The sequence below is a fragment of the Allobosea sp. ASV33 genome, from assembly GCF_016428755.1.
Classification (GTDB): domain Bacteria; phylum Pseudomonadota; class Alphaproteobacteria; order Rhizobiales; family Beijerinckiaceae; genus Allobosea.
Genome location: NZ_JAELTI010000026.1, coordinates 44131 through 53873, shown reverse-complemented (window position 1 = coordinate 53873; position 9743 = coordinate 44131). Strand labels below are relative to the sequence as shown.

Genomic DNA, 9743 nt, shown 5'->3' with positions numbered 1-9743 from the left:
CCCCCCCCCCCCCCCCCCCCCCCCCCCCCCCCCCCCCCCCCCCCCCCCCCCACCCCCCCCGCCCCCACCGAGACCTACACCGAAGGTTAATCGTCGGCAGCGTCAGATGTGTATAACCCCCCCCCCTTGTAGAGGCCGGCACCGTAGATGCCGTGGGCGCGCACGCCCTCCAGCCGATCGCCGGCGACGACCCAGAGCGGCTGCGAGGCCAAGGGGACCCAGACATTCGCCTCGGTGAGCTGGGTCTGGACCGCGCCGATCGCCTGCTTGCGCTTGTCGGCATCGACGGCGGTCGCCGCGGCCTTGAGCAATTCGTCGGTCTTCGGATCCTTCCAGTTCATCCGGTTCGGCGTCGGCGCCTGGCGGCTGGCGAAATAGAGGTTCAGCGCCTCGGTGGCCGTCACATAGGGATAGGCCATGTAGAAGGCGTCGAATTCCTGCGTCGCCAGCTTGCCCCAGGCAACGGTCGCATCCCAGAGCTGGATCTTGAGCTCGATACCGACCTTGCGCAGGTCCGCCTGCATCGCCTCGGAGATGCGCGGGTTCACGTCGTTGCGGATGCCGTAGACCACGAAGGTCGCCCTCTGGCCATCCTTCTCGCGGATGCCGTCGGCGCCGGGCTTCCAGCCGGCCTGGTCGAGCAGCTTGATGGCCCCGGCGGGATCATGCTTCGGCATCTTGCCGGCGGAATCCTTGTCGTAGTCGAGCACGGCCGGATTCAGCAGTGAGGGCAGCACCTGGCCCTTGCCGAAGAAGATCGCCTTGGCGATGGCCTGCTTGTCGGTCGCCATGTTGACGGCCTCGCGGATCACCGGATCCTTCGAGACGGGCTTGTCGACCTTGAAACCCATGAAGATGTCATAGATGTAATTTTCCTGCCGCTGCACCGTCATGCCGGGAATGCGCTGCATCGTGTCGAGCGCGATATAGGGCATGTAGTAGGTCACGTCGGCCTGCTTGGCCTGGATCGCGGCCATCAGCGTATTCGACTCCGGAATGACCTTCCAGACGATCTCGTCGATCTGCGGCTTCGGGTCCTTGTAGATCGGCGGGCCCCACGAATAATGCGGGTTCTTCTTAAGCACGAGCTCCTGGCGCGGGGTCCATTTCGACCAGCAATAGGGGCCGGTGCCGTTGAAGCCCTGAACGCCGAAATTCGGCCCGAGCTTCTCGACAGTCGCCTTGTCGACCACCGAGGCGAAGGACAAAGCGAGCTGGAACATCAGGTCGCTATAGGGCTCCTTCAATTCGTAGATCAGCGTGGAATCGCCGTCGGCGCGGATGTCCTTGACCGGACCGCCGCGGAAGGAGACCGGCGACTTGTTGGTCGGGTCGGTCCAGCGCTTCAGCGAATAGACGACGTCGTCGATCGTCATCGGCCGGCCGTCGCAGAACTTCACGTCCTTGCGGATCTTAAAGGTATAGGTCAGGCCGTCCGGCGAGATCGTCCAGCTATCGGCGAGGCCGGGCTTGATCGTCTTCATGTCGAAATCGACCGTCACCAGCGTGTCGGCCAGCATGTACATGACCTCGGCCGCCGCGGTCGCGGTGGTGCGGATCGGGTCGTAGTTGTCGGCATCGATGACGCGCAGGATCGAAAGCGGCGCCTTCTGCTGGGCAACCGCGGGCACGGCCGCGAAAGTTGTGGCGGCAGCGCCCGCCAGCAGCAGAGTTGAGAGTTTGAACATCGAGCAAGTCCCCTTTTTTGACGCTTCTTGGTTGATATCGGCTGCTATTTGCGCAGCTTGGGATCGAGGGCGTCCCGCAGGGAATCGCCAAGCACATTGAAGGCCAGCACCACCGCGAAGATCACCAGGCTCGGCAGGACCGAGACATGCGGCGCGAAGAACAGGAAGTTGCGCCCGTCCGCCGCCATGGCGCCGAGCTCGGCCGTCGGCGGCTGGGCGCCGAGGCCCAGGAAGGACAAGGCCGCGCCGAGCAGGATGACCTGGCCGAAGCGCAAGGTGACGAAGACGAAGATCGCTGAAAGGCAGTTCGGCAGGACGTAGCGCAGGATGATGCGCAGGTCGCTCAGGCCCAGCGAGCGCGCCGCCTCGATATAGCCCTGCTGCAGAACGACCAGTGCCGAGCCGCGCACGACGCGCGCCATCAAGGGCACGGTCGCGATCGAGAGCGCGATGATCACCGCGAGCAGGCCCGGCCCGAAGATCGCGGCGATGGCGAGGCCGAACAGGATCGCGGGGAAGGACAGGAGCACGTCCATGAACCGCATCAGCACGCCCGATATCTTCGGGTAAAAGGCGGCGGCGAAGCCGATGACGCCGCCGATCGCACAGCCGAAGGCGACGGAGGCCGAGCCCATCAGCAGGGTCGTGCGCAATCCGTAGAGCAGGCGCGTGATCATGTCGCGGCCCTGCCCGTCCGTGCCGAGCAGGCCCATCTCGCCCGGCGGCTTCAGCGTGTTGGCGAGATCGTTGCCGAAGGGATCGGTCGGCGCGAGCCAAGGCGCGAAGACGGCGCCGAGAATCGCGAGGACGACGAGCGCCAGCGCGATGCAGGAGCCGACATCGGAGAGCAGCATCCGCAGCACGGTCTTGCGGCGGACGGGCGTAGCGGCGGCGACGCTGACGGCGGCTTCCACCGTCTTGGCGCCGGGCTGGAGCGCATTGCGTTCGAGCTTCATGGGGGAGCTCATCAGGTGCCCCTCACGCGCGGGTCGAGCACGGCATAGAGGACGTCCACCGCGAGATTGATCAGGATGAAGCCGAGCGAGAGCATGATGATCGTGCCCTGCGCCATCGGCAGATCGCTCGACAGGATGGCACCGACCGCGAGCCGGCCGATGCCCGGCCAGGAGAACACGGTCTCGGTGACGACGGCGCCGCCGAGCAGGAAGCCGATCTGCAGGCCGATCAGCGTCACGACCGGGACCAGCGCATTGCGAAGCGTGTGGCGCAAAACGACCGTGCTTTCGCCGAGGCCCTTGGCGCGGGCGGTGCGGACATGGTCGGCGCCGAGCTCGTCGAGCACCGAGGTGCGGGTCATGCGCGCGACCGGGCCGACGAAGACACCGCCCAGCGTGACCGCCGGCAGAATGATCCCCTGGATGCCCTCCCAAGTCCAGAGCGGGCCGGTGCGGCCGGTGAAGGGCAGGATCGGATAATAGAAGCCGAAGAGCCAGATCAGCCCAAGGCCGAGGAAGAAGACCGGCAGCGAGACGCCCGCGACCGAGAAAGCCATGATCGCGCGATCGATCAGCGAGCCCCGGTAATAGGCACCGACGGTGCCGAGGAACATGCCGAGCGGGATCGCCCAGATCAGCGAGGCCAGCATCAGCTCCAGCGTCGGGCCGATCGTATTGCCGAGTTCCTGCGTCACCGGGACGTTGTTGATGATGGAGACGCCGAGATCGCCCTGCGCGAGACGCCCGATATAGATCGCGAACTGCTTCCAGAGCGGCTGGTTCAACCCGAGTTCCTGGCGGATCGCCTCGACCACGTCCTGCGTCGCGGTCGGCCCGGCGCGGACCTGGGCGGGATCGGTCGGCACCACCTGCATCAGCAGGAAGCCGATCAGCAGCACGCCGAGCATCACCGGCAGGACCAGCACCAGCCTTTGCAGCGTATGTCTGAGCATGAGAGGTCCCCGGCCTATTGCGCGGCGGCCGCGAACTGGCCGTGCCGGTCGAAGACGACCTCGCCGCCGAGCAGCGTCAGGTCGCAACGCACCTCGTTCTCGACCGTCTCGACCGGGATCGCGAAGATGTCGTGCGAGAGCACGGCGATATCGGCGAGCTGGCCCGGCACCAGCCGGCCGAGCTTGTCCTCGGCGAACTGGGTATAGGCGCCGAGCAGGGTATAGGCGTGGACGGCCTCCTCCATGCTCAGCTTCTCGGCGCCGCCGATCTCGGTATGGCGCTTGGTCTGGCGGGTGACCATCGTGAAGAGGTTCTTGAACGGGTCGGTGGCGCAGACCGGGGCATCCGAGCTCGCCGCGGCATGCAGGCCGCCATCGAGCCATTTGCGCATCGGGTAGGAGGCGCCGGCGCGCTCTTCGCCCAGATTGATCACGTAGAGATCGCCGAACTCGTAGATGAAGGCCGGCTGCGGCACCGGGTCGATGCCGGCGGCGGCCATGCGGGCAAGCTGGCCATCGGTCAGGAAGCCGCAATGCTCGATGCGGTGGCGGCGGCCCTTGATCGGGTGCGCGGGACTATCGGCCTTCTCCATCCCGGAGAGGACCTGTTCGATCGCCGCGTCGCCGATCGCGTGGATCGCGAGCTGGTAGCCGAGCTCGTGGTAGTGCCGGAGATAGCGGTGCATGTCGGCATCGGAATAGATGAAGATGCCGCGATTATCGGGATCGCCCACCAGGTAGGGCTCGCTCATCGCGGCGGTCAGACCGCCGGCACTACCGTCACCGAAGACCTTCATCGCACCGTAGCGCAGCAGGCCGGCCTCGCGGCCGAAGCGGTAACCGGCCGCATGGGCCTCGTCGCCGATACCGTCGGCATTGCCGTAGATACAGACCCAGGTGCGGACCGGCAGGGTGCCGGCGCGCGCGACCTCCTCATAGGCCTCGATCTCGGCCATGCCGGCGCCCATGCCGACGCCGGCATCCATGACGCTGGTGAAGCCCTGTGCGAGCATGTAGTGCCCGGCCTTTTCGATCGCGGCTTTCAGCTCCGCGATGCTCGGCTTCGGCATCGCCTGGACAACCAGACGCATGGCGCTCTCGGCCAGCAGGCCGGTGAGCTTGTTGTCGCGGCGCTCGATCAGGCCGCCATCGGGGCTCGGCGTGTTGTGGCCGATGCCGGCCGCCGCCATGGCGCGGCCGTTGACGACGCCGACATGGCCGCAGGTGCGCTTGATATAGACGGGATTGTCGGGCGAGACGCGGTCGAGCTCCTCGGCGGTGGGATGGCGGGCCTCGGCCAGCTCGTTATGGTCGTAGCCGCGGCCGGTCACCCATTCGCCGGGCTTCTTGCCTTTCACGGCGGCGGCGATGCGGCGCAGGATCTCGTCGATGCTGTTGACGCCCTCCTCGGGGCGCAGATTGACCTCGCTCATGGCCAGGCCAAGCGGCAGCAGATGCATATGGGCGTCGTTCAGGCCGGGAATGGCGACGCGGCCGGCGAGATCGACGACCTTGGTCGCCGGCCCTTGCAGGGCGGCGATCTCAGTCGCAGAGCCCGCAGCCAACACCTTTCCGCCCCCGATCGCCAGGGCTTCGACGAAGCCTTCCGCCAAGCCACAGAAGATGCGGCCATTCAACAAAACGGTCTCGGCTTGCGTCATCGGCCCGTCTTACCTTGCTTTCCCTGTTGAATTCTCGCCATGGGGCATTGGCGAAGCGGCAGTGTTCGGCAAGCATCTCCCGTCTCGCGGAAACGAAACATCGTTTCCGCGCAGCCCTATCGTATCGAATGGGGATTTAGTCTGGACGGTGTGCTCTGATCGCGAAAACTATTCCACTCCGCCGGTTCCCCATGACACTATTTTCTTATTGGCTTTCCGGCAGCATCGCTCAGAATATTGAACATGGCAAGCGCCGCCGAGCAGGCGGGCTCTGCATGACGCGCAGTTTCAACAAGGCGCGCAGGATCGGGAGGCAGGGCGGCGATGAGCTTTGACGTCGGCGGAAGGCTCAAGGAAATCAGGCTGGCGGCCGGGCTTTCCCAGCGCGAGCTCGCAGCGCGCTCGGGCGTGACCCATAGCCTGATCTCGTTGATCGAGCAGAACCGCAACAGCCCGTCGGTCGCGTCGCTGCGCAAGATCCTCGACGGTATCCCGATGACGATGGTGAATTTTTTTGACGAGGCGCGGGCGCCGCGCGACAAGGTTTTCTTCGAGGCCTCCGACCTGCTCGACCTGACCTCGCGCCTGCATCAGGTCAATGGCGGCGAAAGCCGGGGCCAGATGTCCTTCCGCCAGGTCGGCGACGCGCAGGCCCATAACCTGCAGATCCTGCACGAATCCTACGATCCCGGCGCCGATACGGGCGCCGCCATGCTCAAGCACGAGTCGCATGAGGGCGGCGTGGTGCTGGCGGGCGAGCTCGAGATCACGGTCGGCGACCAGATCAAGGTGCTGAAGCCGGGCGATGCCTATCTCTTCGACAGCCGCATCCCGCATCGCTACCGCAATATCGGCACGGAACGCTGCATCGTCGTCAGCGCCTGCACGCCGCCTTATCTGTGAGCACCCGACCACCCGCGCAAACCCTCGTCCTGAGGAGCCGCGCGAAGGGCGTCTCGAAGGACGGGGGCTCGGAGCGGGGTTCTCAGCCCTCGCGCACCGCGACGACGAACAGGCGCGGGAAGCGCAGCAGCACCTTCCCGTCGCTCTCGACCGGGTAATGCGGCGCGATGCGCTCGAGATAAAGGGCGAGGAAGTCCCTCTGCTCCTCGGCCGTCAGACGGTCGAGATAGGGCTTCAGGCCGGTGCTCTTGAACCATTCGGCGATGGCTTCGAGATTGGCCAGCGCATGGACATAGGTCGTCTGCCAGATATCGACGCGGCAGCCGGCCTCGATCAGCCAGCGCCGGTAATCACCGAAGGAACCGATCGCCGAGCGCTCGGCCTTGGCGCTCGCAAGCTTCTCCGCCCAGGGTCCTTCCGCCGCGACCTCGCGCATCGCGACATGGGAGGGTTCGTTGAGGTTGTTCGGCATCTGCACGGCGAGGCAGCCGCCTGATGTCAGCGAGCGCGCCAGACGCGGAAACAGGCCCTCATGATCCGGCAGCCATTGCAGCACGGCATTCGCGAAGATCAGGTCGTAGCCGGCCGCATCGGACCATGTGTTCACGTCGCCGAGGACGAAGGAGAGATCGGGCAGGCGCTTGCGCGCCTTCTCCAGCATGTCCGGCGAGGAATCGAGGCCTTCGTTGACGGCGCCGGGGAAGCGGGCGGCGACCAGCTCCGTGCTGTTGCCGGGACCGCAGCCGAGATCGATGCAGCGCTTGGGATCGCTCAGCGGCACGCGGGCGAGGAGATCGGCGGGCGGGCGCGTCCGCTCGTCCTCGAAGCGCATATATTGCGCGGCGTCCCAATCCGGCTTGGCGTTCATCGCTCGCTCCTGTCGCGCAGCGCCGCCTTGCGAAGCAGCACTGTCAAGCTCTTCTAGCGCGAAACGGCGGCGTCCGCAGGCTTGCGCGCGAGAAGGGCGAAACGGGTGGAGGAGGCCAGCCGGATCGCATCGTGCAGCGGTGCCGCGCGCTGCTGCTCACGCACGACTTGGATGTAATCGGCCGGGACGATGTCGGTGAAGCCGGCGGCGGTCAGCATCGTTTCGAGCTGCCGACGGCTCAGGCCGTCCTTGAAATAGAAGCGCTTGGTGATCGAAGCGTGCGTGTCGGCATCGATCTGATGGACGGCGGCGCCGCGCTTCTCGCGCAGCCAGGTGCCGAAGCGGTTGACCAGCGCCTGCCAGCGCGTGCGGTTGACCCAGTCGCCGTCGATCACCAGCAGGCGGCCGCCGGGACGCAGGACGCGGAACCACTCGCCAAGCGCGGCCTCGGGATCGGTCAGGGTCCAGACGAGATGGCGAGTGATCGCAGCGTCATAGCTCGCATCCTCGTCGAGAAGGTGCTCGGCATCGCCGAGACGGAAGCGGGCGGCCTTGCCATGCTTAGCGCGGGCGCGCTCCAGCATTGCCTCGGAGAAGTCGAGCGCCGTGACGCGGTGCTTCAGCGAGAGCAAGGCGCGGGTGATCTCGCCGGTGCCACAGGCGAGATCGAGCACGTCGAGCGGCTCGAGGCCGAAGGAATCGCCGATCAGACGCTGGAAGGCCTTGAGCTCGCGATCGGACTTGATCGCGTGGCCGAAGGACAGATCGAAGCTCTCGGCCCGCGCCGACCAGTAGGCGCGGATCTCTTCCTTCAGGGTGAAATTGTCATGCGGAGCAGGCGCGGACATCTGTCAGTGAACCTGGATATAGGGCTCGACCAGAAGCGTGCCCCGGGCCGAATGCTCCAGATGCACGCCGACGGCATATGTCTCCGAGACCGCCTCATGCGCAAGCACCTCGGCGGGCGCGCCAGCCTGCGCGATGCGCCCGGAATTCATCACCAGCACGCGGTCGGCGAAGCGCGCCGCGAGCGAGAGATCATGGATCGCGACGACCGTGACGATGTCGCGCCGGCGCGTCGCCTCGCGGATCGTCGCCATCACATCGAGCTGGCGGCGCACGTCGAGCGCGCTGGTCGGCTCGTCGAGCAGAAGCACGTCGGGCTCGCGCACCAGCGCCTGGCCGATCGCCGCAAGCTGGCGCTGACCGCCCGAGAGCGTGGCGATGTCGCGCGAGGCGAAAGCGCTAAGGCCGAGCTCCTCGATCACCGCCTCGACGGCGCGCGTATCCTCGGGCGAGGCCGCGAGCGCATAGCCGCGGTGCAGGCTCTTGCGGGCGAGCAGGATGATGTCGAAGACCGAGAGCGCGACTCGCGCGCCGGTATCCTGCGCGAGATAGAACACCTTGTGAGCCCGCTCGCGCTGCGAGAGCTGCGAGAGGTCATGGCCGTCGAGCGCGACCGTGCCGCGCTCGGGCCGCAGCAGGCCAGCGGCGCAGCGGAACAGCGTCGACTTGCCGGAGCCGTTGGGGCCGACCAAGGCGGCGAGCTCGCCGCGCGGCAGGGCCTGGGTGCCGAGACCTTGCAGGACCGGCGTCGCGCCGTAGCGGAAATCGAGATCCCGGATCAGCAGCGCCATCGCTCAGACTCCCCGTCCACGGATCGACATGACCAGACTGATGAAGAAGGGCACGCCGATCAGCGCCGTGATGATGCCGATCGGATAGATCACGCCCGGCGTGATCACCTTCGAGACAGTGGAGGCGAGCGAGAGCAGCACGGCGCTGGCGATCGTCGCCGTCGGCAGGAAAAAGCGCTGGTCCTCGCCGACAAGCAGCCGCGCGATATGCGGCCCGACGAGCCCGATGAAACCGATGCCGCCGACGAAGGAGACCGAGACGGCCGCGAGCAGCGAGGTCGCGATCAGGATTTCCAGGCGCAGGCGATCGACGCGGACGCCAAGGCTCTCGGCCCGCTCGTCGCCGAGGCGGAGCGCCGTCAGCGCCCAGCCGCGCATCAGGAAGAACGGCAGGGCGAGCGCGATCAGGAGCGCGGCGACGCCGACCTTCTCCCAGCTCGCGCGGGCGAGGCTGCCCAGTGTCCAGAACACGATCTGGGTGAGTTGCACCTCGTTCGAGCGGTATTGCAGCAGGGCGGTGATGGCATTGCAGGTGAAGAGCAGGGCGATGCCGACGAGGATCATCGTCTCGGGGCTGACGCCGCGCAGCTTGGTCATGAAGAACAGGACGAGCGAGGCCGCGAGCGCGAAGACGAAGGCATTGGCCGTGACGATGAAGGCACCGGCACCGGGGATGACGCTCCAGCCGAAAACGATCGCGACGGAGGCACCGACCGTCGCGGCGGCGGAAACGCCGAGCGTGAACGGATCGGCCAGCGGATTGGCGAGGATGGTCTGCATGCCCGCCCCGCTCAGCCCCAGCATCGCGCCGACGGCCAGCGCCATCAGCGCGATCGGCAGGCGCAGATCCCAGACGATGACGGAGAGCCGCGGCGTCGCCGATTGCGGATCGACCAGCGTGCGCAGCACGTCACCGAGCGGCAGATTGCCGGGACCGATCGAGACATCGAGCGCCAGCGCGACGGCGAGCGCGACGATGCCGGCCAGCACGAGCTTCAGCCGGCGCGCGTTGCGCCGGCGATAATCCCCGGTGGCGGTCGCCGTCATGGGCAAGGTCGCGGCCATCGTCGCTCAGGC

At 66.7% G+C, this 9743-nt stretch carries 9 protein-coding genes; 1 reads left to right on the top strand and 8 read right to left on the bottom strand.

Going from position 1 to position 9743, the window contains the following annotated elements; genetic code table 11:
* Positions 1-86: 86 nt before the first annotated feature.
* The 4 genes from JHD80_RS10635 to JHD80_RS10620 are packed head-to-tail and all read right to left on the bottom strand — an operon-like array spanning position 87 to position 5165.
* A complete protein-coding gene (locus JHD80_RS10635) occupies positions 87-1688 on the bottom strand; it encodes an ABC transporter substrate-binding protein (protein ID WP_199086856.1) in 1602 nt (533 codons plus the stop codon).
* Positions 1689-1732: 44 nt separating this feature from the next.
* Positions 1733-2656 carry an ABC transporter permease gene (locus JHD80_RS10630; RefSeq protein ID WP_199086854.1) on the bottom strand — a complete coding sequence of 308 codons (924 nt, stop codon included), beginning with the start codon at positions 2654-2656 and terminating at the stop codon, positions 1733-1735.
* Positions 2656-3597 (bottom strand): ABC transporter permease, encoded by a 942-nt coding sequence (locus JHD80_RS10625; RefSeq protein ID WP_199086852.1) that lies wholly within the window; start codon positions 3595-3597, stop codon positions 2656-2658. The genes JHD80_RS10630 and JHD80_RS10625 overlap by 1 nt, the downstream gene beginning before the upstream one ends.
* Positions 3598-3611: 14 nt before the next feature.
* Positions 3612-5165 (bottom strand): amidohydrolase, encoded by a 1554-nt coding sequence (locus tag JHD80_RS10620; RefSeq protein ID WP_349237249.1) that lies wholly within the window; start codon positions 5163-5165, stop codon positions 3612-3614.
* Positions 5166-5582: 417 nt separating this feature from the next.
* Between JHD80_RS10620 and JHD80_RS10615 the strand changes: the two genes are divergently transcribed.
* A complete protein-coding gene (locus tag JHD80_RS10615; protein WP_199086848.1) occupies positions 5583-6161 on the top strand; it encodes a cupin domain-containing protein in 579 nt (192 codons plus the stop codon).
* An 82-nt stretch (positions 6162-6243) separates the two neighbouring features.
* Here the strand turns inward: JHD80_RS10615 and tam are convergent, their stop codons facing one another.
* From tam to JHD80_RS10595, 4 genes are read right to left on the bottom strand one after another with little or no spacing between them, the layout of a single operon-like run.
* A complete protein-coding gene (gene tam / locus JHD80_RS10610; protein WP_199086846.1) occupies positions 6244-7029 on the bottom strand; it encodes a trans-aconitate 2-methyltransferase in 786 nt (261 codons plus the stop codon).
* Between the two features lie 53 nt (positions 7030-7082).
* Positions 7083-7877 carry a class I SAM-dependent methyltransferase gene (locus JHD80_RS10605; RefSeq protein WP_199086845.1) on the bottom strand — a complete coding sequence of 265 codons (795 nt, stop codon included), beginning with the start codon at positions 7875-7877 and terminating at the stop codon, positions 7083-7085.
* A gap of 3 nt (positions 7878-7880) precedes the next feature.
* On the bottom strand, positions 7881-8666 hold the full coding sequence (locus tag JHD80_RS10600) for an ABC transporter ATP-binding protein (RefSeq protein WP_199086843.1): 786 nt from the start codon (positions 8664-8666) through the stop codon (positions 7881-7883).
* A gap of 3 nt (positions 8667-8669) precedes the next feature.
* Positions 8670-9713: a FecCD family ABC transporter permease gene (locus JHD80_RS10595; RefSeq protein WP_211201056.1), complete on the bottom strand. Its 1044-nt coding sequence runs from the start codon at positions 9711-9713 to the stop codon at positions 8670-8672.
* Positions 9714-9743: the final 30 nt, after the last annotated feature.